Origin of the sequence: Halorussus salinus (assembly GCF_004765815.2) — an archaeon.
GTDB classification, from domain to species: Archaea; Halobacteriota; Halobacteria; order Halobacteriales; family Haladaptataceae; genus Halorussus; species Halorussus salinus.
Window position 1 is genome coordinate 1,018,198 of record NZ_ML974127.1, and the last position, 24,162, is coordinate 1,042,359.

Sequence of the window (24,162 nt, forward strand, 5' to 3'; positions counted from 1 at the left end):
GAAGTAGGGTTAGAACAGCGCCTCGCTCTCGTCCAAAATTTGGGCCGGGCCGCCGACCTCCCAGACCATCGTCTCGACGCCGTGGGACTCTGTCCCACGAGCCTCCGAGGTGGTCTCGGAGACGCCACAGTCGGCGACGACCTCCTCGACGCGCTCGACGTACTCGTCGGTCGTGTTGACGTAGACGCTCGCGCCCGTGTCCGTCGAGAAGTAGACCGGGACGCCCTCCTCGCGGAGTTGCCGGACCGCGTTGAAGATGGCGATGGTCTCGGGCTTCCAGTAGACCCACCCGGAGGGGCCGGTCATCGTCGTCGCGGCCAGCGACAGCGAGTCGTGTTCGGCCGTCTCGAAGACGCGCTCGAAGTCGCCCTCGCGGAGCGCGTCGCGCACCTCGGCCAACTGGTCGTGGATGTGGGCGAGTCGCGCCTCGAACATGTGGCTGTCGGCGGCCTCGCGGTGGGCGTGTTCGGTCTCCTTGTACGCCGGGACCAGTCCCGCGACGATGCGCAGGTCGTCTTCGAGGGGACTGTCGAGTCGTTCGGAACGACAGTCCTCGTCGTTGAGTCCGGCGTGGAGGTCCGAGAACCCGCCGGTCACGGCGCGCGCCGCCGACGAGGAGCCCCGTCGCGCGATGGTCGAGACCTCGGGCCGGGAGGCGTCGAGGTCCGCGGCCTCGGCCAGCGCCATCGCCGCGGCGGCGAAGCCGGACGACGACGAGCCGAGACCGACGTTCGAGGGGAAGGAGTTCTCGCTCTCCAGTCGGACCGGGTACTCGGCGTGGTCGGCGTCGGCCCGCGCTCGGACCTCCGCGAGGACCGTCGCCACGCGGTCGGCCTCGTGGGCCTCTAGCTCCTCGCCGCCGACGACGAAGGTGTCCGAATCGAGGTCGGGGTCGAACTCGACGGTGGTCTTGGTGTGGCTCGGCGCGGTGCAGACGCTGATGGAGTCGTGGTAGGGGAGGCGCAACTCCTCGTCGCGCATCCCGTGGTACTTGACGAGTCCTTGGATGGGGTGGGCTTTCGCGGTCGCCTTCATGTGTTGACGGGGGCGGTTCTGGTGGTTAAAACTCTCGGTACTCCGATACTGGTTTCGAGTCGTTGAGATTCGGTGCGTAAGTGACAGCGAGAGGCTAGTTGCTTCCGCAAGTCCGAAATGACTCTCGAAGGTGAGACGGAGCGAGTTACTGCCGACAAACAGGAGCGCCGCGACCGCACCGCTCCGCCCCGCACCGCCCCGCACCGCCTCGCACCGCGTCAGCCTCACGCCTCCCCAGCCTCCTCGCTTCGTTCCCTTCGGTCACTCGCTCGTCCCTTACGCGGAAGGGCGCGGCGCACGTGCGCCGCGCCCGCACGCGCCGAATCGAAAAACGAAGACCGTATGAGTCGAATCCTCCATCTTACACCGACCCGGTAGCGAACCATTCAAACCACGTCGCTCCTACCAGAATCGTATGGGAGAGCCACTCGACACCCGCGAAGCGCAGGCCGAGGAGGTCGTGGACCGCCTCTACGACGAGTACCCCGACACCACCATCTCGCTCGATTTCTCGAACCGCCTCGAACTCCTCATCGCGGTCATGCTCTCGGCGCAGTGTACCGACGAGCGCGTGAACGAGGAGACCGCCCACCTCTTCGAGAAGTACGAGACCGTCGAGGACTACGCGAACGCGGACGTGGACGAACTCTCGGAGGACATTGGCTCCATCACGTACCACAACAGCAAGGCCGACTACATCGTCTCGTCGGCCCAAACGATGATCGACGAGTACGGCGGCGAGGTCCCCGACGAGATGGACGACCTGACCGAACTGAAAGGCGTCGGGCGCAAGACCGCCAACGTCGTCCTCCAGCACGGCCACGACATCGTGGAGGGAATCGTGGTGGACACGCACGTCCAGCGTCTCACGCGGCGACTCGGCATCACCGAGGAGGAACGTCCGGAGGCCATCGAACAGGACCTGATGGGCATCGTCCCCGAGGAGGACTGGCAACAGTTCACCCACCTCTGCATCAGTCACGGCCGGGCGACCTGCACCGCGCGCAACCCCGACTGCGGGGACTGCGTACTGGAGGACATCTGTCCCTCCTCGAAACTCGACCGCGACGTGGACCTCGCCAGCGGCGAGATGTGGAACTGACCGCCCGGCGAGTTCTTTTCACCAGCGAGCTTTCGGTTCCGCAGAATTGATTACCCTCGCCGCTGGCGCTGAACCATGACGATAGACGAGACGGCGTCGATAGCGAACTCGACGCTCGGCGAGGTCGAGATACGCGAGTACGTCACTGTTCACGACTCCGAACTCGCCGACGGCGTGCAGGTCTACGAGCGGACCTCCGTGAAGAAGTCGGTGGTGGATGGACCGACCGACATCAACGCGAACTGTTACGTCGAGAACGCGAAACTCGGCGAGGGCGTACAGGTCGGTCCGAACGCGTCCATCGTCGGCGTCACTCACGACCTGACCGACGCTGGCATGGAGTTCCAGAACGACACCTTCGAGGAGGTCACGGTAGAGGACGGCGCGTTCGTGGGGGCCGGTGCGGTCGTCCTACCCGGCGTCACGGTGGGCGAAAACGCCGTCGTCGGGGCAGGGACGACCGTGACGACCGACGTACCGGCCGAGTGTGTCGTCAGACCGAACTCCGAGACCGTCGTCAGGGAACTCTGACCGCTCGACACGCTCAGTACAGCACGTATTCGAGGACGAACCGAATCATCCCGGCGACCCACGCCAGTATCCAGAACAGGACGTAGCCAGCGACGCCGATGCGGAGGCGGCCGCGCCACGCGCTCATGTTCTCGTGGAGTTCGCCGATGTCCACGTCCCGGTCGGCCGCATCGCTGTCGTACATGTCGTGCTTGCGCTTGACCTGAAAGATGCGGACGATGCCGGTCAGCGCGACCAGTAACATCGCGTAGGCTTGGAGACCGAGGAAGGCGTGGAGGGCGGCGAAGCCGCCGATTTGGTCGAAGAAGCGCGGGAGCATCCACCCGACCATGGGGACCGTCGTCAGCAGGAGGCCGACCGTGATGAACTTGAGGTGGTGCATCAACACGCCCCACGTGACTACCTCTTGGTCGAGGATGTACCACGCGCCGTAGAGGTAAAACGGAAAGCTGGCAGTGACGACGAGGGCGACCCCGGCCGCAACCAACGTCTCGCTGGCCATAGGCGGCGGTTAGGAGTGCTGGCGGTTAAGGCGTGCGGAACCGTCCGACGTTCGCACTCGTCTCGCGACGCCGAACGGTTATCTTCGAGACAGTTCGGAGCAAAGTTAATCAGTTCGACGCACTACGCTCCGGACGAACGAACTTCATGTCCGGACCCACCGTCCTCTGCGTGGACCCCGACGAGGAGGCCCGCGAGGAGACCTGCGACCGACTCCGGGCCGTCGGCGACGACCCGACGCTCGTCGCGGCCGAGTCGCTCGCGGCCGCCGAGGAATCGCTTCACGAACACCCCGTGGACTGCGTCGTGACCGAACACGACCTGCCCGAGGGGACCGGTCTCGAACTCGCCGCGCGGGTCCGGGACCTCCGCCCGAGCGTCGGATGCGTCCTGTTCACCGCGGCCGACCGCGGCGAGTTGGCCACCGACGAGTCCGACGCCGTCGCCGAGTACGTCGCCAAGGACGGCCGGGACGCCGCCGAGCAGTTGTGGCGCGTCGTGGAGTTCACCGCGTCGTTTCGCGCCCAGACGGCCTACCCGCTCCCGCAGGACGAGTCCGACCGACTCGCGGCGCTCGACGCCTACGACTTCGACTCGGAGACGATACGCGAGGACGTAGCGCAGATCACCGACCTCGCGGCCCGACATCTCGACGTGCCGATGGCCTCGATAAACCTCATCAAGGAACACAGCCAAGAGTTTCTGGTCTGTCACGGCGCGGACTGGACGCCGACCCACCGCGAGGACTCGATCTGCACCTACGCCATCGTGGAGGACGGACCGGTTTCGGTCGTCGAAGACGTGACGGAAGACCCCCGGTTCGAAGACAACGATAGCTTGGACGACCTCGGAATTCGCTCGTACGCAGGTGCGGACCTGACGACCGACGAGGGGCTAACCATCGGGACGCTCTGTACCTACGACGAGGAGCCACGCACCTTCTCCGAGGACGAGCAGGCGTTCCTCGCCACGCTGGCCGACGTGACGATTTCCCTCCTCGGTCTCCACCACGAGGTCGCCGAGTTGCGCGACGACCGCGACCGGCAAGCAGCGCGCGCCGAGTCGCCGGAATCGGACGCCGGGGGTGATGGCTCGTGAGTAAACAGCGACCCGCGCCCTACGAGTTCGCCGACGACCTGCCGCTGGGCGGCGTCGAACCCGGCACGAACCTGTTGGTCGCGGGACCGACGATGGGCGGCGCGCGCCGACTCGCGCTCCGTCTGGTCACCGACGGGAGCGACCGCGGCGAGGGACTGTTGCTCGTCTCGACCGACAAGGCGAGTTCGAAGATTCTCTCGGAGTGCGACGGTCTCTGTCCCGACCTCGGGCGGTCTCCTCTCGGCGTCGTGGACTGCGTGGGCAAGGGGTCCGGTCGGGGCCGGTTCGCCGACGGCGTCGAGACCGTATCGAGTCCGGGCGACCTGACCGGCATCGGTATCGAGTTCTCGGGACTCTACCAGAACATCCACCGGTCGGGCACCGAACGGGTCCGAGCGGGCCTCTACTCACTCTCGACGCTGTTGATGTACGCCGACTTCCAGACGGTCTCGCGGTTCGTCCACACGGTCAGCGGCCGCATCGCCGCGACCGACGGCCTCGGCGTGTTCCTCGTCGACCCGGCGACCCAAGACGAGAAGGTCATCAGCACCATGACCCAACTCTGCGACGCGAGGGTGGACGTTCGGGCGCACGACGACGGAGCGAGCGAACTCCGCGTTCGCGGCCTGCGCGACCAACCGCAGGATTGGACCGCGTTCTGAGGCGGCCTCCTCTAACTCCGCCGAGACGACGAGTCCGCCGAACCTACGTCGCGGCGCTTATACCGCTACGGGTCTGAGTTTCGGACAATGACCGACGCCTCGGACGACCCGGCGGGCGAGCGACCGGTCGATTCGCCGAGCGAGGCCGACGCGGGCGAGCGGCCCACGGACGCGGAGCGCGACCGACTCACGCCCGAGGAGATAGAGGAGAAGTACGACTTCGAGGACTTCGGCCCGCGAGACATGGCCGAGATGACCTACGACGAGTGGGAGGCCGCCTTCGACGAGGACTCATGGATTACCGGCCGGGACCTGCTGGACCGGGTGGAGGCCGACCTCAAGAACCGGGTCGCCGACCGCGACGTGTTCGCCGTCGTCGAGCGCATCGAGCGGGAGGGCGAACCTCAACTGCTGGCGTACTCCGACGAGGGGTACGCGGTCGTCTACCCGGACGGGACCGTCGAGGGGAGCGGCACCGTCCTCCGGGACGTGAAACCCTCGGTCGCGCTCGCGTCGATGGAGAGCTACGACGTGCCCGAGATGCCCGAGGGCGAGGTGCTTCCCGACCCCGCGGAGGTGCCGGAAGGCTCCGGGCAACTCGGCAACCAACTGATGCAGATAATCGCGGCGGTCCACGTCCTCGCGGGCGTCGGCCTGTTCGCGGCGTGGATTGCGGTCGGGCTTCCCATCGTGGCCGCGGTGGCCGCGCTCGGCTTCTTCGTCTTTGGCGTGTTCGTCTTCCTGCTGGTGGCCAACGCCAGACTCTCGGACCGCTTCCGAGCCGAGGAGTACCGCAATCGCCTCCGCGCGGTCGGCCTCGAAGACGACGAGCGCCCCGACTTCCTGCCGGGCGAGGGGGACGAGCCGCCGGAATCGCTGGCCGACGCCGCCGAACCGGGCGACGACGGTGAGGCCGAAACCGGGGTCTCCTCGGCGTCCGAGAGCGGAAACTAGGCGACAGTCGGCGCGTCGGGCGTCGAAGCCCCACTCCGGCGGCATCGGTGGGTTTAAGCAAGTCCTGTCCTGACTTTCATCTGTATGAAGAGGCGGGACTTTCTGATGGCAGCCACCGGTGTTGCGGGCGGCGGTGCCACGGCGGCGACGGCCGCTGGGGCCCAAGAGACGACGGAAACGTCGTCCGGCAATACCACTGCCTCTGGAAACGAGACCACGACCGTCGCCAACGGAACGGCGGCCAACGAGACGACGGCCAGCGGAGGCTCGTCCGGCGGCGGCGGTCCGACCGAAGAGGTGATAGTCGGTCCCGGCGGGAGCCTCGTGTTTGAGCCCGCCGAGTTGACCATCGCTCCCGGAACGACGGTGAACTTCGTTTGGGAGTCGGACAACCACAACGTCGTCGTCGAGAGCCAACCCGACGGGGCGAACTGGCAGGGCACTCAAGGCGGCGCGAGTAAGACGTACAACACCGGCCACGAGTACTCTCACACGTTCGAGACGACGGGAACGTACGAGTACTTCTGTCAGCCCCACAAGACCGCGGGCATGGTCGGCACCATCACCGTCCAAGAGGGCGGCGGTGGCGACGGCGGTGGCGGGGGACATCAGGAGGCCGACCCCGAACACATGGGCGTCCCGATTCAGGCCCACTTCGTCGGCTTGGGGGCCCTGTTGATGATAGCGGTTTCGTTCGTCTACACGTTCTTCATGTTGAAGTACGGCGAATCACCGCACGCGAGTGGAGGTAACTAATCATGTCATCCACAGGCTCGACTTACGGCGACATTCATCGCTACGAACCGGCCCGCGAGAGTACGGCCGCGGCAATCGCCATCGTCCTCCTGACGGTGGTCGAAGTCGTGTTCGTCGGACTGTTCACCTACGGGCTCATCAGCGGTTGGGGGTTCAGCGCGGTCGGGAACATGTACCTCGGGAGCGTCCTCGCGGTCATCTTCATCGACCTCGCGTTCATCCTCCTGCTGTACCGCAAGGAGTTCCTCCCCGACGTGATGATCGTGAAGAAGCGCCGTCGCAAGTGGGAGGACCTCTACATCCGCGAAGAACAGCAACACGGCACCGACACGTTCGGTGACGCGTGGGACCAGTTCAAACAGGCAGTGTACCCGTACTACAAACGATAACCATGCCAACAGAAGACGACAAATATCCCGAGAGCACAGGTCGTCGCCGCTTCGTCAAAGGCGTCGTCGGTAGCGCGTCCCTCGCAGGCGTCGGCACGGCCGCCGCGGCAGGCATCAACTCCACGACGGCCCAGACCGGGGAAGGCGGTGGTACCACGCAGTTCATGGCGATGGAGAACACCGCCGGTCCCGCGCCGCGCGGGATGCCCCAGATACCGGTCGAAATCGACTCGGAGGGCTACCTCAAGGGCGTCTGGCCCGAAGTGAAAACCGTCACTCAAGGCGGACAGGAAATCACGGTCGCCGAGACGGAACTCGGCGGAAAGACGTACTCCTCGGAGTGGTTCCAGTACTGCGGCGTCCAGACGTACCCCGGCGTCAAACCCGACGCCGACCAAGACAACTACTTCCGCTACTCCGGCAACTCGAAGTTCGAGTGGCAGAACGAGGAGGTAAGCGAAGGTGCCAAGATTCACGTCGATGACTTCGACGACTACGCGACGTGGGGCAACGGCATCGGCCGGAGCGGCCTCGGCAAGCCCGCACAGGGCACGTGGCGCTCGCAGGACGTACCCCCGAGCGGCAAGATGCCGATTCAGGTCATCCGGAGTACCCGAATCGAGGAGATGGCCAAGGACAACGAGTGGCTGAACGCCAGTACCGAGGAAGGATTTGTCGCGAACCTGAACAAATGCACGCACTTTTGTTGCGTGCCCACGTTCAAGGGTCTACCCGGTTCGAGCGTGGCCAGCGCGGAGAACATGATCTACTGTCAGTGTCACCAGTCGGTGTACGACCCGTTCAACATCATCCAGAAAACGTTCGTCGCGCTTCCGCGGCCGGGAGAATAACGAATGAGTTTAGAACGTAAAGACGACCACGACCACGGCGAGTGGATGCGCGAGCGGAACCTGACGCCGGTAGAGACGACGTTCCTGACGGCGCTCATCTGGATGGACAAGCGGTTCCGAATCGTCGACTACCTCGAAATCTTGGAGACCCTCTACTACAGGGTCAACATGCAGATGCCCAAGAGCCACACCGAGCAGTACAACTTGGACAACAAGTTCTGGTACTGGTATCCCTTGTACGCGCTCGGTAGCTTCTCGACCATCGCGTACGTGGTTGCGGCGATAAGCGGCGCGTTACTCGGGTTCTACTACGCACCTGCGACGACGGGGGACCCGTCGTCGGCGTACAACCAGTTGGCGTTCATCATGACCGAGTTGAACTTCGGGTTCATGCTGCGGTCCATCCACCGGTGGTCGGCACAGGTGATGGTCGCGGCGGTGTTCCTCCACATGCTTCGGGTCTACTTCACCGGGGCGTACAAGGAACCGCGCGAACTCAACTGGATAATCGGCATCGTCCTCATCAGCCTGACGATGGTGTTCGGGTACACCGGCTACCTGCTTCCGTGGGACCAACTGGCGTTCTGGGCGGGACAGATCGGCGTCGAGATGGCCCGGTCGATACCGCTGATAGGCGAGTGGCTCGCGCTACTGGTCTTCGGCGGGTTCAGCCTCGGGCAACCGACGCTCCAGCGGATGTACATCTTCCACGTGTTCCTCCTCCCGTTCGTCGTGACCACGCTCATCGCAGTCCACATCGCTATCGTGTGGATTCAGGGCATCGCGGAACCCCACTAAACCATGACAGACGAACAATCAGAAACCGACGACAAGAACGCACAGACCGACGGGGGCGGGACGGGCATCGTCCCGCCGGACGACGAGACCCCGACGTGGAGCGAGCGCAAACAGCGGACGGAGGGTCTCTCCCGTCTGACCTACGAGTACTTCGAGCGGGCGCGCCGCGAGGACCAAGACCTCCGACAGGAGTCCAGTTACGTCGAGCGTGACGTGCTGGCGTTCCCGGTCTGGCCCCACGAGATGATTCGGAACCTCTCGCTGACGAGTTTCTTCGTCGGCATGATCATCTTCCTCTCGGCGACGCTCCCGCCCCACCTCGGGGCACCGGCCGACCCGAACTCGACGCCAGCGGTCATTCTGCCCGACTGGTACCTCTACTGGTCGTTCGGCCTGCTGAAACTCGGCCCGCTCAACCCCGAGTTGGCCATCTTCGGCGGCGAGAAGCTGCTGTCAGACCGCGCGTACGGCGTCGTCGCCAACATCGTCGTGGTCGGCATCGTCGCCATCGTCCCGTTCCTCAACAAGGGGAGCGCGCGCCGACCGGTCGAACAGCCCTTCTGGGCCGCGGTCGGGATGATGGGCTTCGCGTTCGCGTGGACCATCAGCATCTACTCCGCGAAGAACCTCGTCCCCATCGCGCCCCACCTGCTGTTCGACCTGACGTTCCTCGTGCCGCCCCTCGTGGGCACCATCACCTACGCGGTGCTGAAGGCGATGCGCGAGGGGTACATGTTCGACCTCAACCGGCGGTACTACCGGCTCAGGCCGCCGAAGTGACGCCGTAGCGATTTTTCACTCATGGATTCGAGTACCGACGACACAGAGTCCGACGAGGAGACTGGCGCTCGCGAAGTCGAAGTACCGCTCAGGCTCTACAAGGTCGTGACCGTGTTCTCGACGCTGTTCGCGGTAGCGTTCGTCGTGGGCGGGTTCGTCGTCCTCGACACCGCGACCCAACGGGCGCGACTCTCGCTGGCGGAGATGAATATAGCGCTGGCGCTCCTCGGCGTCGTGATGATCGCCGCGGGCGCGCTGGTCTACGCCTTCGCGACCCGGTTCCGCGCCGAGGGAATGGGAAAACCTAAAGAGCAATCCGACGAACCATCAAACAATGGCTGACGAATTCATCAAGGGGTTCGGTATCCTGACGGCTGGCGGTCTCGCGTGGATGGTGCTGTCGGGATGGTACACGACGCCTTCGTTCGAGGAGACCCAACTCGTCGCCGAGATTCCGGGCAACCTCGACACGTACGGGCAGGCGGCCATCGTCCTCCGGGAGGTACTGTTCTGGTTTACCATCCTCGGCGTGGTGACGTTCTGGATCGTCCTCCCGGCGCTCGAGGAGTTGCGCGAAGCGTCGTCGTAGAACCGATTCGTCTTCTCTCCGCTCGCTACGTCTCCAGCCGACGGCTTCGACTCGGCCCGTAGTGGCCCGTCCCGTCGCTCAACTCTCTATCGCGTCGCTCGGTTCGCCGAGCGGCTTCTCGGCTCGAATCGACCGCGCGTCTACGGTCTGCACGCGCTCTTCAGTGGGCGAGCGTGGAAACTCGCGCGCTTCGGCCCGCGCAGGGGTGCGCCGAGAGCGCGCCACGTCCACGCGAGCAGTCCGGCCACCGCGCCGAGACGACGGCCGTGGAGAGGACTCTCGCCGAGGTCGTCGCCGTGCTGTACGGTTTGGGCGATTTAGTTATCTCCTCGGACAATCGCCCCGGTCTCTCGGACACACGTCCCGTCGCGGCCACGGGTCGCGTCGCGCTCGGCCCTCGGTTCGTCGGGTTTCTCACTCGGTTACGACGCGAACACCCGTGGCTCGCGACGCGGACGAAAAAACGAGACCTCGAAAAAGCCGCCGTCTCAGACGATGGAGTTCCAGAGCGGTTCGACGATGAAGAAGATGCTCAGGTAGCCCGCGTAGAGGAACACGATGACCGAGGCGGTCAGCGACCCCTTCGGACTCGATAGCTCCTCGTCGCTCCGGAGTTCGACTTCGCGGGCCTCGAACTCGAAGAAGTCGGTGATGAACAGGCCGAGGACGAGCGACGAGAGGACCATCCCGGCGTGGTGGTGGAGGCTCAGCAGGTAGAACGACCCGAGGACGAGCGCGACGTTCGACCCCTCGTGGAGCCAGCTACGACTCAGCTCCTCGTCGTGGTCGTCGCTCCGTGCCTGCTTGCGGTAGTCCCGGTAGGCCCACCAGCGAGTCCCCATGTTGACCAACACGAGAGCGAACACCACGTACTCGATCGCTATGACGTTCTCGAAGAACGCGTCGATCGGCCCGAGCAGTGACAGCGGTTGCATACGTGATATTCGGAAAGCCGACGTATTATATCCTTTCCATTGGTGCTACGCCCGGTCGAAGAACGGCGGGCTGGCTGGCACCCGAACCAGTTCGAGCGCGCCGTCTTCGACGACTTCGACGGTCGTGTGGGGAGCGACGCCGCGGACGCGACGGTCGTCCAACAGGAGCGACACCGCGCCCTCGTCGCGCTCGACGGTCAACTCGACGGGCCGCTCGGCGGACACGACCCAGTGGTCCACGTCGACCGCGAACGGCGCGACCGGGACGACGCCGACGACGCCGGTCTCCGGTTGGAGTATCGCCCCGCCCGCGCTCCGGCCGTAGCCGTGGCTCCCGGTCGGCGTCGAGACGACCACGCCGTCGGCGCGGAACCGCGAGACCTCCTCGTCCCGCGACCGGACCGCATATTCGGAGATGCGGGCCGGTTCGGCGGTCACGAGCGTCACGTCGGCCAACGCCCGCCCGACGCGCTCGTCGCCGACCGACACCGATAGCAAGGTCCGCCGGACGGTCTCGAACTCGTCGGCGACGAGTGCTTCGACCGCTTCCGCCGCCACGTCGCGCGTGACGCCGCCGTAGCCCGGTCCGGCGTCGATGGGGAGGACCGGGACCGCGACGCCGCCACGGACCAGCGAGAGGAGCGCCGCCTCGCCGACCGCGACGACCGCCGCGGGGTCGGCCGCGAGGACCTCGCTCGCCGGGCCGCGGACGGTCTCGACCGTCTCGAACACGTCGTCGGCGAGCGCGCCCTCGCCCACGACGCCGAGCGTGGCGGCTCCGACCTCGTCGTCGTTCGCACTACCCATTGGCCGCCACTTGGTCGCCATCCGTGAAAAGGATACGGAGTCTCCGTCGGGGAGTCGGCCGCCGAGGAGCGCGCGTCGCTCGTCGGCGGCAGGGCTACTGGTCGTAGGGCCAGTCGCCGATTATCTTCATGCCCTCGGCTTGGTCCTCGTCCTCTAGCGCCGCGGCGATTGCCTCGGGGTCTTTGCGCGAGACCGCGAACTCGTCGCCAGCGAGGCGGACGACGAGTTCGGTCAGTAGGACCGCCTGCTCGCGGAGGTCCCGTACTTCGAGTTTGTCGAGCGTGTCGGCGTAGGTGTGGCCCCACCCGCGGCCCTCGTCGCCGGTCTCGCTCATGACGTGGTAGCCCGGCACACCCCACTTGACGTAGGGCCAGTGGTCGCTGTGGGGTCCCTGCTCGGGGATGGTCTTCACGGGATGACCGAAGTCCTCGCCTACCCGTTCGGCCGCGGCGTCGAGCGCGTCGAAGCCGTGGGTGTGGAAGGTGAGCGTCCGGCCGCGGACCACGCCGTCGTTGTTCACGATGGCCTCGATAGAGTCGAGGTCGCGCTCGTCGGCGTCCACGCTCGACCCCACGAGGCCGACCTCCTCGGACCCGTAAGCGATGAATCGCACCTTCGTGTCGAGTTCCTCCTCGCGCGCGGCCAGCGCCTTCGCCATCTCCACGACCATCGCGGTGCCAGCGCCGTTGTCCATCGCGCCCTCGGCGATGTCGTGGGCGTCCACGTGGCTGGTGACGAGTATCTCCTCGTCGGTGTCCGGTCCCAACTCGGCGTGGACGTTCTGGCTCGTCGCGTCGTGGATGTCCGCTTCGACGGCCACTTCGACCTCCTCGCCCTCCCAGCGCCGCGAGAGTCGGGAGCCGACTTCCTTCGAGACGCCCACTGCCGGGATGTCGCCGATGGGGTCCTCGCCGGTGCCGACGCTCCCGGTCGGCGGGAGACACCCCTCGACGTGGTTCCGGAAGACGAACGCGGCCGCGCCGCCCTCGACGGCGTAGTAGTACTTCTCTCGCCGATGGATGAACCGGTCGTAGTAGTCGGGGACGTTCGAGGAGACCATCACGACCTTCCCCGCCACGTCGGCCTCCTCGAAGTCGCTCGGGAGCCCGTAGCCGAGGTCCACGAGTTCGCCCGCCGCGGTCGCGTCCGGACTCCGCGGGAGCGCGATGGACGCTTGGGCGGTGTCGCCCGCCCGGACCTCGCTGTCGCCGCGGGTCCAGCCCTGCACGTCGAACTCCTCGAGTCGCGCGTTTCGCGCTCCCACGTCCGAGAGCGCGTCCCGCGTTCGTTCGGCGGCCGCCCGTTCGCCCTCGCTCCCGGCCATCCGGTCGCCGATGTCCACGAGGGTCTCCAAGTGGTTCCATCCGGCGTCGCTGGTGAACGTCTCACCGATCCACTGTGTCATGTTCTCTCATGAATCTCAACCGAGCGTAAGTTTTTCGAATCGAAAACTCCGACGATTCTTCATTTCGCGGGCGGTTTCCGACGAGACTCACGAAACGATCGTAGTCTTGTTTATAAGCCCGTCGGCCGATTTTAGACATTTTGGCCGCCCAACAATACTTTATAACGCTGGACGCTCACTTTCCCATAGATAGTCGGTGATGAATGATATGGCAATACAGGCTCCCGACGTGACCCGCGTCGTCGCTCCGGACGGTACCATCGACGAACGGACCGACCCCGACCTCTCGGAGTCGGCGGTCATCGACCTCTACCGGCTACAGGTACTCGCACGCACGTTCGATCAAAAGGCCGTCAAACTCCACCGGCAGGGGCGTATCGGAACGTACGCGCCCCTTCAGGGCCAAGAGGCCGCACAGGTCGGCGCGGCGTACGCGCTCGCCGAGAACGACTACTGCTTCCCGACGTACCGGGACCACGCGATGTACCTCACTCGCGGCCTCGACCTCGAAGACGTGCTGGTCTACCTGCTGGGCGAGGGCAACTACGTGGACCGCGAGGAGTCCGACGGTCTCCGGACGTTCCCGCCGACCATCCCCATCGCCACCCAGCTTCCCCACGCAGTCGGAACGGGCATGGCGGCCGACTACCGAGGAGACGACTGCGCGACGCTGGTGAGCTTCGGCGACGGCGCGACCTCGGAGGGCGACTTCCACGAGGGGATGAACTTCGCGGGCGTCTTCGACGCACCGACGGTGTTCTTCTGTCAAAACAACCAGTGGGCCATTTCGGTGCCCCGCGAGCGCCAGACCGCCTCCGCGACCATCGCCCAGAAGGCCGACGCCTACGGGTTCGACGGCGTTCGCGTGGACGGCAACGACGTGCTGGCGGTGTACGCCGCCGTCGAGGAGGCCCTCGACGCCGCGAAGTCCGGCGAGGGACCGCGACTCATCGAGGCGGTCACGTACCGACAGGGTGCCCACACCACCACCGACGACCCCTCGAAGTACCGCGACGACGACGAGGTCGAGGAGTGGCGACGGAAGGACCCGGTCGAGCGAACCCGCGAGTACCTCGAAGACGCCCACGGCTGGTCGGACACCGACGAGGAGCAACTCCGAGACTGGGCCGACCAGCGCGTCGTGGAGGCGGTCGCCAACGTCGAAGACCGGACCGGACTCGACGTGGACGCCATCTTCGAACACGTCTACGCCGAGACGCCGGGGAAACTCCGGCGGCAGAGAGAGCGCGTCGTAGACGACCCGGAAGTCGAGCGATAGTCCGGAAGTCGGGCGATAGCGCGACGACGGAGGAACTGATAGTCCGGAAGTCGAGCGATAGCGCGACGACGGAGGAACCGATAGTCCGGAAGTCGCCTCGAATCGCGGACGCGTTCAGGTGCCTTTTTACTATTCGACCCGCAACGCTACTGTATGACAGTAGCGGACGATTCAGGAGAGGAGCACGGCCATCACCTCCCGGCCGTCGAAGACTGGCCTCAGGGCTTCGGAGAGGCGAGTTGGTGGCCCTTCATCACCGCGCTCGGTAGCGCGGGTATCTACGTCGGTGCCGCCCTGTTCCTGCTGGCACAAGGACAACAACCGATAATCGACCCGCTGTTCGGGCCGGTCGTGTTCGTCGGGTCGGTCGGCCTCTTCCTCGCGGGCCTGTACGGCTGGGTCTACCACGCCTTCGTCAAGGCGTTCTGGTCGAGCGACGGCCACGGTAGTAGCGGACTCAGATGGGGAATGGTGCTGTTCCTCGGGTCCGAGATAGCGACGTTCGGTGCCGGGTTCGTCTACTACTTCTTCATCCGCGTCGGCACGTGGGGCACCGAGGAGTTCCCGGAACTCCTCGGGTCGCTGGTACTCATCAACACCGCCCTGCTGGTGCTGTCGAGTTTCACGCTCCACTGGGGCCACGTCGAACTCCGGAAGGGCAACCGCCAGAACTTCCTCGTCGGACTGGCCGCGACGCTCCTGCTGGGCATCGTCTTCATCGGCGGGCAGGTCTACGAGTACTACGAGTTCATCCAGCACGAGGGCTTCAACCTCGGGTCGGGCATCTTCGGGAGCGCGTTCTACGCGCTGACCGGTCTGCACGGTCTCCACGTCTCGATGGGCGCGGTCCTCATCGCCATCGTGTTCGTCCGCGCGCTCTACGGGCAGTACACCGCCGAGCGCCACACGTCGGTCACGACGGTCTCGATGTACTGGCACTTCGTGGACGCGGTCTGGATTTTCCTCGTCGTCGTGCTGTACGTCGGTGCGGAAGTGTCGCTCTAAGCCGTCGCGCGACGACGCGCGGTTTTAGTTTTCAGTCGCTATTTACGGGTCGATTCCCAGTGTCTCGTAGAGGAACGTCCACCGGTCGGTCTGCTCGGCGATGACGGCTTCGACCGACGGGCCGCTGCCGTGGCCAGCGCCGCTCGCCGTCCGCAGGAGGAAGGGTCCGCCCTCGCCCACCGCCTGCATCCGAGCGGCCGTCTTCCGGGCGTGACTCGGGTGGACGCGCGTGTCCTCGTCACCGGTCGTGAACAACACCGGCGGGTACTCGACGCCCTCCTCGACGTTGTGGTACAGCGAGTATGCCCGCAACGTCTCGAAGTCCGACTCATCCGCCGGGTCGCCGTACTCGGCGGTCCACGCCGCGCCCATGCCGAGCCGGTGGAACCGGAGCATGTCGAGCAGGGGGACGGAACAGACTGCCGCGCCCCAGAGGTCCGGCCGCTGAGTCACGACCGCGCCGACCGAGAGGCCGCCGTTCGACCGCCCCGTGACCGCCAGTCTGTCGGCGTTCGTGTATCCGGCCGAACAGAGGTACTCTCCGGCCGCCACGAAGTCGTCGAAGGTGTGCTGTTTGCTCACGCCCATGCCGTCCTCGTGCCACTCCTCGCCGTACTCGTGGCCGCCGCGCGCGCAGACCTGCGCGTACACGCCCCCGTCCGCGAGGAGGCCCGCCCGAAACCGGTCGAAGTTCGGCGGCCTGCTCGACCGAAAGCCGCCGTAGCCGTGGAGGACGGTCGGGTTGTCGCCGTCGCGCTCGATGCCCTCGCGGTGACAGACGAACAGCGGGACCTCGACGCCGCCCGTCGATTCCACGACCGCCTGCCGGACGACCAACTCGTCCAGTGCAGACTCCTCATCTCCTTCTACCTCGACGCGCGTCAGTTCCTGTCGGTCGCCAGACCGGAGGTCGGCCCGGACCAACGTCGGCGGTCTGTCGAACCCCTCGACCAGATAGAAGGCCGTCTCGGTCTCGGGGTCGGTCCGAAGCTTCGACACCGACGAGTTGTCGGGCACCGACAAATCCCGGAGGAGGTCGCCGTCGCGGTCGTACACCGCGAGTCGGGCGCGGGCGTCCTCTGCGTACCGAGCGACGAGGAGGTCCGGCGTCGCGGCGACCGACTGGAGGACCGCCTCGCGCTCGGGCAGGACCGTCTCGCAGTCCGACAGCGAGAGGTCGCCAGCGCGGAACGCCGACAGCGAACACGCCAACAGGCGCTTGCGCGGAGCCTCGTGGTCGGTCTGAAGGAAGACCGTTTCGCCGCAGAACACGGCGAACGTCTCGGCGTCGCTGTCTTTGAGGACCGGTCGGAACTCGCCGTCTGCTCGGACCCACCAGTCGGTGCCCGACGAGTCGTGGAACGCGACCGCGAGCGTCCCCGATTCGGGGTCGGTCCGGACCAGCGGCCAGCCGTCGCGGTCGTCGGGTCGGAGGAGGGTCGCTTCGGTATCGTCCTCGCCGAACCGCCAGTGGCGCAGTTCCGTCTCGATACTCCCCTCCGGCCCCGGACTGGTCGCGACGTAGTAGAGTCCGTCGCCGTCGGCGTTCCACGCGACCGTGCCGGGACTCGTCGGGTCGTAGCCGACGAACGCGCGAGTCACGCGCCCGCAGTCCTCGCGGACGGCGACCTCCTCGGCGTCGGGGACGCTGACGACGTGAATATCGACGCGCTCGTCGCCGCCCGCGACGCCGTAAGCCAGCAGGTCCCCGTCGGGCGCGGGGAGGTGCCACGCAATCGACCGCGAGTGGGTCCGGTCGTCGCCTCTGGCGTCGTCCCAGTCGTCCGGTTCCACGAGGAGCGCACCGTCGTCGCCGGGGGACTCTGCGGCGACGAGGCGGGCGCGGTCGTCGCCGGACTCGCGGATGGTCCGGAAGTAGCGGCCGCCAGCGGCTTCGACGGTGCCGTACTCGGCCACGTCCGCGAGCGCGGCCACTCGCGACCGGAGGGAGTCTCGGGTCGGCGAGTCGAGGAGCGCGTCGGCGTAGTCGTTCTGGGCGGCGGTCCACTCGCGGACGGGTTCGTCGTCGGACTCCAGCCAGCGATACGGGTCGGCGAGTTCGGTGCCGTGGAGCCGTTCGGTGGTCTCGTCGCGTCGCGTCGGTGGCGGGTCCGGCGACGAGTTCCGGGGGAGAGGCATACCGCGAGGTTCCGCGCTCCGTCGGAAAAAGCCGGGGGTCCCGTGAGAGTCGTTCTCAGTCGTCACGTGACGGCTACGCTACAGAGGGTGAGCGGAATGGAAACGCGGAGAATGGGAACGTGGAAGAATCCGAAAGTCGGAGAATCGAGGAGAGCAGAGAGAGAACGGAGAAACTCGAAAGTCGGTCGGAGAACTCAGCTAGCCGTGCCGTTGCCCTGCTGTTCGTCCAGCCAGTCCTGATACTCCTGCTGGGAGACGACTTCGACCTCGCCGAGCATCTTCGAGTGGCCGACGCCGCAGTACTCCGCACAGTAGAGCTGGTAGGTCCCGGTGCTGGTAATCTTGGTCTTCATCATGTTGTGCTGGCCGGGGAGCGCGTCCTGTTTCAGCCCGAGTTCGGGTACGTGGAATGCGTGGAGCCAGTCCGTGGATGTTATATTGAGATACACGTTCTGGCCCTCCGGGAGGACGAGCGTGCCCGTGGTCGAGACGTTCTCGCCTTGGTAGTTGAAGTTCCAGAGGTACTTCTGGCCGACGACTTCGACCTCGACGGCCTCCTCGCTCGGCTCGTACTCGCCTTTCGCGTTCGAGACGTACTCGTTGGCCATCACGCCGTAGGAGGCGTAGCCGACGACCAGCAGGACCAGCGCGGTGGCGATGGTCCACGAGATTTCGAGGCGGCGGTTCTCCTTGGTGGGCTTGGGGTCGTCGTTCTTCCGGTACTTCCAGACGGTGTAGATGAGGATGCCCTCGACCAACACCGTGATGGGAATCGCCATGTACAGCAGTTGCGTGTTCAGCGACCGAATCAGCGACTCGGTCGTCGAGTCGTACCCCTGCGCCAACGCCGGGTCGGCGAACAGGGCGAGCGCCGCGACCCCCAGTAGCGTTGCGAACGCTGTCCGCTTCTGTCTCATGCTGGTCGGGAATTAGGACGAGACTCATAAATACCTACTGACTTCCCCCGTCGGGCGTCGCCTTTCGCGGGTCGGAGTCCGCGCGATTCGGTTCTTCTAAATACGACGAGTCCCGATGTTCGACAAGGAGATTCGCGTGACCGAACACACGTCCCGGCGGTTCGTCTCGATGCTCGCTGGCACCGCGATAGGCGTCTATCTGCTGGTGGTCGTCGGCGCGACCACCGCCCTGACCGACGCGGCGGCCGCCTGTCCGACGTGGCCCGCCTGCAACGGTCAGTGGCTGGTCCCGCTCGACCGACCGAAACTCGCCGTCGCGTGGGGCCACCGCGTCGCCGCGCTCGGCGTCGGCCTCGCGCTGGCGGCGACGACGCTACTGGCGTGGCGAGGAGATACCGACCGTCGCGTCCGCGGCGCGCTCGCCGTGGCCGCGCTACTCTACCCCGCGCAGGTGGGTCTGGGCGCGTTCGCCGCGACGACCGCCAGCGTGGCCCTGCTCTCGGCGGTCCACCTCGTCGTCGGCATGGCCATCTTCGGGGGCGTCCTCCTCGGGCTGACGTGGACGCTCGAACCGGAGACCTTCGACGAGCCGACCGGCGTCGAGGACCCCGACGAGATGCCCGACGCCGAGGAGCCACCCGCGACCCCGGACCCGGCCGCGCGGCCGGACGGTCTCGTCGCTCGCGCGAAACGGACCGGATTCGCGTACTTCCGACTGATGAAACCGCGACTGATGTGGCTGCTCTGTCTGGTCGCCTCGGCCGCGATGGCGCTTGCGGCCGGTCCGGAGGGACTCGGGGTGGACACCATCGTCGCCACGCTGACCGGCGGCGTCCTCTCCATCGGCGCGTCGGGCACGTTCAACCACGTCCTCGAACGCGACGTGGACCGGAAGATGAATCGGACCGCCGACCGCCCCGCCGCGACCGACCAGATTCCGGTCCGGAACGCGGTCGCGTTCGGTCTCGTGCTGGCGGCGCTCTCGCTGGTCGCGTTCCTGACGGTCAACGTGCTGGCCGCCGCGCTCGGCCTGTTCGCCATCCTGTTCTACAGCGTGGTCTACACGCTCCTGCTGAAGCCCAACACGGTCCAGAACACGGTCATCGGCGGATTCGCCGGGGCGCTCCCGGCGCTCATCGGCGGGGCCGCGGTGACGGGCAAAATCGGCCTGCCCGCGCTCGTGCTGGCCGGGGTCATCTTCCTCTGGACGCCCGCGCACTTCTACAACCTCGCGCTGGCGTACAAGGACGACTACGCCCGCGGCGGGTTCCCGATGATGCCCGTCGTCCGAGGAGAAGCCGTCACCCGCAAGCACATCCTGCTGTACCTCGGTGCGACCCTGCTTTCGGCGGGCCTCCTCTCGGCGGTCACGACGCTCGGGTGGCTCTACGCGGTGACGAGTGTCGCGTTCGGAGCCGTCTTCCTCTGGACGGTTATCCGGCTCCACTACGAGCAGACCGAGGAGGCCGCTTTCCGGTCGTTCCACGCCTCGAACGCGTATCTGGGCGCGCTCTTGGTCGCGGTCGTCGCGGACGCGCTCGTCTTCTGACCTTCGGCGACTCCCGGTCGCTCGGGACCGCCCTCGCGAACCGACTCCACGAACCATGACACGGACCATCGACGTTTCGACGGACCGACTCAAGCCCGACCGAGACACCCTCTTGTGGGCCGGACTCGTCGTCAACACCGAACTCATCCTGACGTTCGCGTACCTCCTGCTCGCGGACGTGACCGTCACCGAGTGGCGCTATCTCGTCTTCCCGTTCGTCTGGATAAATCTGAGCGTGTGGGCGCTAGTTCGAACCCGGCCCTCGGCCGACTCGTCCCGGACTCGCTACGTCGGCGCGGCCATCGCGGTCGGCTACTTCCTCCTGCTCGGCTACGTCGGCGGTCTGTTCCAGCCGGGACTGCTCTTCCACAGTCACGGCGGCGGCGCGGGCGCACACACCCACGCGACTGGATTGCGCATCTCGTGGCTCCCGCCCGGCTGGGGTCCGGCGCTGTTGTACACCGGCGACCTCGTGCAGTTGAACCTGATGCCGTACAAGCTGGTCGGCTACCTGACGCTGGCGTACCTCGTCTACGACACGGTGCTGGAGACGGCCGGGTCGGCGGTGTCGGGGCTCCTCGGACTCGTCTCGTGCGTGAGTTGCACGTGGCCGGTAATCGCCACCCTCGCGGCCGGGGTCGCGGGGTCGGGCACCGCAGTCGCGGCCGCGGCCAGCGAGTGGTCCTACACTATCGGCACCGTCGCGTTCGCCGTGACCGTCCTGTTGCTTCGCTGGCGGCCGTCTCTGGGCAGTCTCCGGTGAACTGCGTTCTTCCAAAGGAATATTACGAAGAACGCGAGAAAAGTAACATAGACATGGGAAGGCCGCCACACAAGGTCGTCGACCTCTTTAGCGGCGCGGGTGGTTTCTCACTCGGTTTGGAGATGCCGGAACGACTGAACGGAATCGCGAATCTCGGATACGAGGAAATCGGTTTCGAAGACGACCTCTTCGAGACCGTTCTGGCGGTCGAAGCGGACGACAACACTGCGGAGACGTTTCGTCGGAACTTCGGCGCAGAAGTATTCGAAGGAGATATCCGAGATATCGACTCGTTCGAGCGATGGGACGACGCCGAAGTCGTCGTCGGCGGTCCTCCTTGCCAAGGGTTCTCTAATCTCAACAAGACCCAGACCGAAGAACTGGACGACGAGCGGAACACGCTTTGGCGACAGTTCCTCCGCGCAGTCGAGGAGATAGAGCCGGACGTATTCCTCATCGAGAACGTGCCTCGGTTTCTCAAATCCCGACAAGGCGCTCGGACCGTCGAAATCGCCGAGGAGTTAGGATACACCACCGTGGTCGATACGCTCTGGGCGCACGAATACGGGGTCCCGCAGAAACGCAAGCGAGCGTTCGTGTTGGGTAGCAAACTCGGCGTACCGTTCTTCCCCGCGAAGACCGACGAGGAGACTCGGACGGTTCGGGACGCCATCGGCGATCTGCCGAACGAACCGACCGAGGAGAACTGGCACGTGAGCCGGAAGCACGTCACGGAACTCAGCGAGAAACGCTTCCGAGAGGTCCCTCCGGGCGGGAACCGACACGACCTCCCCGAGGAGTTGATGCCCGAGTGCTGGAAGAACAAGACCCGAGGCGGGACGGACCTGTTCGGTCGTCTGTGGTGGGACCGGCCGTCCGTGACTATCCGAACGGAGTTCTACAAGCCCGAGAAGGGTCGCTACCTCCACCCTGAAGCGAACCGCTCCATTACGATTCGAGAGGGCGCGAGACTACAGACGTTCCCGGACGATTTCGAGTTCTACGGCGCGAGGACCCGCGTCGCGCCCCAAATCGGAAACGCGGTCCCGCCGAAGTTGTCGTACCACATCGGCGACGCCATCGCCGACCATCTCGACGGGAAGACCAGCGATATCGACCCGAAGGTCGATACCGAACATGAAGTTTTCCAGAAGTCGTTCCGCGGTGGAGAGGTCGAACAAGCAAGACTGAGCGTGTTCAACGAGTAGTCCGAACTCGAATCACCTGTCGTCTTCTCGGCCACCTCGTCGCCGATTGGCGACGTTCTCCGACGCGCTCTTGCCGTGATGGCATTCGTTACAGAGGGTTCGGAGATTCGAGGAGTCGTTCACTGCCCGTGGGTCGTCGTAATCCACGAACGATTCGATGTGGTCTACCTCCATATACCGCACGTCGGGGTGGTCTACGGTCCGGCCGCAGATTCGACACGCCTCTTCGCGCTCTAACTGTTCGTAGCGCGTCTGTGCAGTGATTCTGCTCTTCTCATCTACGTCTCGGACCTCTACCACGAAGTAGTCGTTCTGTCCGAGTTCCGCTCTCGTTCTGGTACTGTCGATGACGAATCCCTCCTCGTTTCGGAGTTCACGGACGCGTCGGGCGTACTCGCTTATTCCGCTGATTCGGGCCAAAGTCGCTGATTCGACTGCCTCGCCGATGTTGTCCCTCAGATGCTCCCTAATTCGTCCTTTTCCGCTCGTCTCGTCGAAAATCACGGCGTACAGTTCCGTCTCGTGAGCCTCGAACTCGCTCACCGCTTGCACATATTCGTCGAGTTCCGCCTCCCAATTTTCTCGCGTTACCCCCTCCGGGTCGACCGAATCGAGTGTCTCGACGACCCGCTCCGCTCTCGCCAGTGTCTCTTCGTAAGTTTGCTTAAACTCGTTGTCCATCGACAACGAATTTTTGACATAATTATATTACATTTCGTTGCCTTTCAATACATCTTGTTTCGTATTTTTGCAACGAAGTTTAATTTCGGGTACTATATTACGTCTTTACAATGGAAATTACGCAGATTGGCAAAGCACTGTCAAGCGAAACTCGAATCAAAATCCTTGATATCGTATCGGAGAACGGCCATTCGTCTATCGAGACGTTCGAGAAGTACGGCGAGGAATACGAAGACGACAAGCGCCGGGAGACGATATATCGGGAACTGGAAAACCTCGTGAAGGCCGGACTACTCTCCAAAGAGTACGACGAGACCGACAGTCAGATAGTGTACCGACTCAAGCATCAAGGACTGGTAATCAATATCGACTCCGTAACTGTAGAACCGCGTGACGAATAAAATAATCTGGCTATCCGAGGTAGTAGAAATTATCTTTCGTGATAATTCGAGGCAACTATAATTCGGTCCGCGTCAGACGTACGTCTGACACATGTCGTCCCCCGGTGACGACGCCAGACGATACGCGTCGATGCTCGCCGAACGCGCGGACCACTGGTCGGTGACGACCGAACGACTGGCGGGGACTGCCGACGCAGTCGCCGATCTCTCGAATGCGCTCGTCACTGCGCTCGCCGACGGCGAGCGTCCGAAGTTCTGCTTCGAGGCCGACGAGACCGGCGTCGGGTTCGGCGACCCGGAGGCGACCGTCTCGCCCGAGCGCGGCGGCGTCTACCTGCTGACCGACCGGCGGGTCTACCTCCGCTTGGGCGTCGGCGACGGCGACGACGAGTCACTGAGCCTCCCGTACGCGGACATCGTCGGCGTGCGCAATCGGCACGGACGACGCCGCCACCGCATCGACCTCGCGGTGTCGGGAGCGAGATACTACCTCTGGGTCTCCTCGCGGTTCGACGCCGACGACGTGACCGCCGCCACCGAGTACGTTCACTACCGCCACACCGCTGAGACGCCCGACTCGGGCGGGAGCGGTTCGTCGTCCGGCGAGCCACAGAGCCTCCGCGAGCGACTGGAGCGACTCGGCGACGCGAAGTCGCGGGGACTCATCGACGAAGAGGAGTTCCAGCGCCGAAAGGACGAACTGCTCGACGGGTGACCGCGAGCGCCCGGCTCACTCCCCGAGGCGGTACTCCTCGTCGTCGGCTGACCCGCCGACGTACCCGAGCAACCAGTTCCACTTCTCGGGCACGGCGTCGCCCTTCGGCGCGTCGGCCATCCGCTCGGCGATGAACGTCGGACTCCACTCGACGCTCGCCGACTCTCGGAGTTCGACGGCGGCGTCCGCGACTCGCTCGGCATCGCGTTCGGCACCGAACTCCGCGGCGACCTTGGTCTCGACTTCGGTCCTGAACTCGTCGGGTCCGTCGGTCATACCCGTTTCTATCCGACCTCCGACACAAATAGTTGC

28 protein-coding genes are annotated in these 24,162 nt (G+C 65.2%); 19 read left to right on the top strand and 9 right to left on the bottom strand.

The features are described from left to right. Nucleotides 1–9: 9 nt before the first annotated feature. Nucleotides 10–1,035, bottom strand: a complete 1,026-nt coding sequence (mvaD, locus tag EPL00_RS05160) for a phosphomevalonate decarboxylase MvaD (protein ID WP_135851507.1) — start codon at nucleotides 1,033–1,035, stop codon at nucleotides 10–12. Between the two features lie 415 nt (nucleotides 1,036–1,450). Between mvaD and nth the strand changes: the two genes are divergently transcribed. Together nth and EPL00_RS05170 are read left to right on the top strand one after the other, a co-directional pair. Beyond that, on the top strand, nucleotides 1,451–2,137 hold the full coding sequence (nth, locus tag EPL00_RS05165; RefSeq protein WP_135851506.1) for an endonuclease III: 687 nt from the start codon (nucleotides 1,451–1,453) through the stop codon (nucleotides 2,135–2,137). A 75-nt stretch (nucleotides 2,138–2,212) separates the two neighbouring features. After that, nucleotides 2,213–2,668, top strand: coding sequence for an acyltransferase (locus tag EPL00_RS05170; RefSeq protein WP_135851505.1), 456 nt, complete (start codon nucleotides 2,213–2,215; stop codon nucleotides 2,666–2,668). A gap of 13 nt (nucleotides 2,669–2,681) precedes the next feature. On the opposite strand, the gene EPL00_RS05175 is transcribed toward EPL00_RS05170, so the two are convergent. Beyond that, complete coding sequence (locus EPL00_RS05175) at nucleotides 2,682–3,170, bottom strand: DUF7321 family protein (RefSeq protein WP_135851504.1); 489 nt, start codon at nucleotides 3,168–3,170, stop codon at nucleotides 2,682–2,684. Nucleotides 3,171–3,316: 146 nt separating this feature from the next. Here EPL00_RS05175 and EPL00_RS05180 point away from each other — a divergent pair, with 146 nt between their 5' ends. From EPL00_RS05180 to EPL00_RS05225, 10 genes are all read left to right on the top strand, one after another. Then, nucleotides 3,317–4,267: a GAF domain-containing protein gene (locus EPL00_RS05180; protein WP_135851503.1), complete on the top strand. Its 951-nt coding sequence runs from the start codon at nucleotides 3,317–3,319 to the stop codon at nucleotides 4,265–4,267. After that, nucleotides 4,264–4,929, top strand: a complete 666-nt coding sequence (locus EPL00_RS05185) for a DUF7504 family protein (protein ID WP_135851502.1) — start codon at nucleotides 4,264–4,266, stop codon at nucleotides 4,927–4,929. Before EPL00_RS05180 ends, EPL00_RS05185 begins: the two co-directional genes overlap by 4 nt. A gap of 87 nt (nucleotides 4,930–5,016) precedes the next feature. Continuing rightward, on the top strand, nucleotides 5,017–5,883 hold the full coding sequence (locus EPL00_RS05190) for a DUF7319 domain-containing protein (protein WP_135851501.1): 867 nt from the start codon (nucleotides 5,017–5,019) through the stop codon (nucleotides 5,881–5,883). Nucleotides 5,884–5,967: 84 nt separating this feature from the next. Then, entirely contained in the window at nucleotides 5,968–6,639 is a 672-nt protein-coding gene (locus EPL00_RS05195; protein WP_135851500.1) for a plastocyanin/azurin family copper-binding protein, read from the top strand. Nucleotides 6,640–6,641: 2 nt separating this feature from the next. Further along, entirely contained in the window at nucleotides 6,642–7,028 is a 387-nt protein-coding gene (locus EPL00_RS05200; RefSeq protein WP_135851499.1) for a DUF7318 family protein, read from the top strand. Between the two features lie 2 nt (nucleotides 7,029–7,030). Then, complete coding sequence (locus EPL00_RS05205; protein ID WP_135851498.1) at nucleotides 7,031–7,879, top strand: ubiquinol-cytochrome c reductase iron-sulfur subunit; 849 nt, start codon at nucleotides 7,031–7,033, stop codon at nucleotides 7,877–7,879. Between the two features lie 3 nt (nucleotides 7,880–7,882). After that, entirely contained in the window at nucleotides 7,883–8,677 is a 795-nt protein-coding gene (locus EPL00_RS05210; RefSeq protein WP_135851497.1) for a cytochrome b, read from the top strand. A 3-nt stretch (nucleotides 8,678–8,680) separates the two neighbouring features. Beyond that, nucleotides 8,681–9,457, top strand: coding sequence for a cytochrome b family protein (locus EPL00_RS05215; protein ID WP_135851496.1), 777 nt, complete (start codon nucleotides 8,681–8,683; stop codon nucleotides 9,455–9,457). Nucleotides 9,458–9,478: 21 nt separating this feature from the next. After that, a complete protein-coding gene (locus EPL00_RS05220; RefSeq protein ID WP_135851495.1) occupies nucleotides 9,479–9,799 on the top strand; it encodes a DUF7315 family membrane protein in 321 nt (106 codons plus the stop codon). Continuing rightward, on the top strand, nucleotides 9,792–10,046 hold the full coding sequence (locus EPL00_RS05225) for a DUF7314 family protein (protein WP_135851494.1): 255 nt from the start codon (nucleotides 9,792–9,794) through the stop codon (nucleotides 10,044–10,046). The genes EPL00_RS05220 and EPL00_RS05225 overlap by 8 nt, the downstream gene beginning before the upstream one ends. Before the next feature lie 488 nt (nucleotides 10,047–10,534). On the opposite strand, the gene EPL00_RS05230 is transcribed toward EPL00_RS05225, so the two are convergent. The 3 genes from EPL00_RS05230 to EPL00_RS05240 form a co-directional block, all read right to left on the bottom strand. Then, the gene (locus EPL00_RS05230; RefSeq protein ID WP_135851493.1) at nucleotides 10,535–10,981 is read right to left on the bottom strand and encodes a DUF7313 family protein; all 447 of its coding nucleotides are present in this window, start codon (nucleotides 10,979–10,981) and stop codon (nucleotides 10,535–10,537) included. A 45-nt stretch (nucleotides 10,982–11,026) separates the two neighbouring features. Continuing rightward, nucleotides 11,027–11,788: an NAD(+)/NADH kinase gene (locus EPL00_RS05235; protein ID WP_162224153.1), complete on the bottom strand. Its 762-nt coding sequence runs from the start codon at nucleotides 11,786–11,788 to the stop codon at nucleotides 11,027–11,029. Nucleotides 11,789–11,882: 94 nt separating this feature from the next. Next, complete coding sequence (locus EPL00_RS05240) at nucleotides 11,883–13,193, bottom strand: M28 family peptidase (protein ID WP_135851491.1); 1,311 nt, start codon at nucleotides 13,191–13,193, stop codon at nucleotides 11,883–11,885. 199 nt (nucleotides 13,194–13,392) lie between these two features. Here EPL00_RS05240 and pdhA point away from each other — a divergent pair, with 199 nt between their 5' ends. Then, nucleotides 13,393–14,472 (top strand): pyruvate dehydrogenase (acetyl-transferring) E1 component subunit alpha, encoded by a 1,080-nt coding sequence (pdhA, locus tag EPL00_RS05245; protein WP_202932544.1) that lies wholly within the window; start codon nucleotides 13,393–13,395, stop codon nucleotides 14,470–14,472. Nucleotides 14,473–14,625: 153 nt separating this feature from the next. After that, nucleotides 14,626–15,477: a cytochrome c oxidase subunit 3 gene (locus EPL00_RS05250; RefSeq protein WP_135851490.1), complete on the top strand. Its 852-nt coding sequence runs from the start codon at nucleotides 14,626–14,628 to the stop codon at nucleotides 15,475–15,477. A 42-nt stretch (nucleotides 15,478–15,519) separates the two neighbouring features. Here EPL00_RS05250 and EPL00_RS05255 read toward each other — a convergent pair whose 3' ends face one another. Continuing rightward, nucleotides 15,520–17,616 (bottom strand): prolyl oligopeptidase family serine peptidase, encoded by a 2,097-nt coding sequence (locus EPL00_RS05255; RefSeq protein ID WP_135851489.1) that lies wholly within the window; start codon nucleotides 17,614–17,616, stop codon nucleotides 15,520–15,522. 194 nt (nucleotides 17,617–17,810) lie between these two features. Beyond that, complete coding sequence (coxB, locus tag EPL00_RS05260) at nucleotides 17,811–18,533, bottom strand: cytochrome c oxidase subunit II (protein WP_135851488.1); 723 nt, start codon at nucleotides 18,531–18,533, stop codon at nucleotides 17,811–17,813. A gap of 115 nt (nucleotides 18,534–18,648) precedes the next feature. On the opposite strand from coxB, the gene cyoE reads away from it, so the two are divergent. The 3 genes from cyoE to EPL00_RS05275 are packed head-to-tail and all read left to right on the top strand — an operon-like array spanning nucleotide 18,649 to nucleotide 22,053. Beyond that, nucleotides 18,649–20,082 (top strand): heme o synthase, encoded by a 1,434-nt coding sequence (gene cyoE / locus EPL00_RS05265; RefSeq protein WP_135851487.1) that lies wholly within the window; start codon nucleotides 18,649–18,651, stop codon nucleotides 20,080–20,082. Nucleotides 20,083–20,137: 55 nt separating this feature from the next. After that, a complete protein-coding gene (locus EPL00_RS05270) occupies nucleotides 20,138–20,845 on the top strand; it encodes a DUF7546 family protein (RefSeq protein WP_135851486.1) in 708 nt (235 codons plus the stop codon). A gap of 53 nt (nucleotides 20,846–20,898) precedes the next feature. Then, nucleotides 20,899–22,053 carry a DNA cytosine methyltransferase gene (locus tag EPL00_RS05275; RefSeq protein ID WP_135851485.1) on the top strand — a complete coding sequence of 385 codons (1,155 nt, stop codon included), beginning with the start codon at nucleotides 20,899–20,901 and terminating at the stop codon, nucleotides 22,051–22,053. A 12-nt stretch (nucleotides 22,054–22,065) separates the two neighbouring features. On the opposite strand, the gene EPL00_RS05280 is transcribed toward EPL00_RS05275, so the two are convergent. Next, a complete protein-coding gene (locus EPL00_RS05280) occupies nucleotides 22,066–22,605 on the bottom strand; it encodes an HNH endonuclease (protein WP_162224154.1) in 540 nt (179 codons plus the stop codon). Nucleotides 22,606–22,844: 239 nt separating this feature from the next. Here EPL00_RS05280 and EPL00_RS05285 point away from each other — a divergent pair, with 239 nt between their 5' ends. Together EPL00_RS05285 and EPL00_RS05290 are read left to right on the top strand one after the other, a co-directional pair. Beyond that, a complete protein-coding gene (locus tag EPL00_RS05285; RefSeq protein WP_135851483.1) occupies nucleotides 22,845–23,135 on the top strand; it encodes a helix-turn-helix domain-containing protein in 291 nt (96 codons plus the stop codon). A gap of 91 nt (nucleotides 23,136–23,226) precedes the next feature. Then, complete coding sequence (locus tag EPL00_RS05290) at nucleotides 23,227–23,850, top strand: SHOCT domain-containing protein (RefSeq protein ID WP_135851482.1); 624 nt, start codon at nucleotides 23,227–23,229, stop codon at nucleotides 23,848–23,850. Between the two features lie 15 nt (nucleotides 23,851–23,865). Here the strand turns inward: EPL00_RS05290 and EPL00_RS05295 are convergent, their stop codons facing one another. Continuing rightward, nucleotides 23,866–24,126, bottom strand: coding sequence for a hypothetical protein (locus EPL00_RS05295; protein ID WP_135851481.1), 261 nt, complete (start codon nucleotides 24,124–24,126; stop codon nucleotides 23,866–23,868). Nucleotides 24,127–24,162 lie beyond the last annotated feature (36 nt).